This is a genomic window from Schaalia canis, assembly GCF_003858455.1.
Classification (GTDB): domain Bacteria; phylum Actinomycetota; class Actinomycetes; order Actinomycetales; family Actinomycetaceae; genus Pauljensenia; species Pauljensenia canis.
Map to the genome: position 1 here is coordinate 1 of NZ_RQZF01000060.1, position 273 is coordinate 273.

General features: G+C 60.4%; 1 protein-coding gene. It reads right to left on the bottom strand.

The genetic code is table 11. The features are described from left to right. On the bottom strand, window positions 1–233 hold a 233-nt coding region (locus EII11_RS10680; RefSeq protein WP_165867177.1), incomplete at its 3' end, for a hypothetical protein. Window positions 234–273 lie beyond the last annotated feature (40 nt).

The following is a 273-nucleotide window of genomic DNA, read 5'->3' on the forward strand; positions in this document are numbered from 1 at the left end:
GTGGCGATGAACAGGCCGGTAATACCCCCGCCTGCGATGGTTAGGAGGAAGTAGCGCGTGGAGGCGTGGGACAAGGGCTGGCCAAGGAAGTAGAGGAGGCCAGCAACGACGAGTGTGAAGATGATGCTCTGGGCGAGAACTTGGCGCAGGAGTGCGGTGGCTGTTGTGAGGATGAGGGTGGTGAGGTAGACGGCGGGGACGAGGAGGGTGTAGATGCCGGTGGTTTTGGTCATGGGGAGGATGATGCCGACGATGATGAAGAAGATGGTGGCG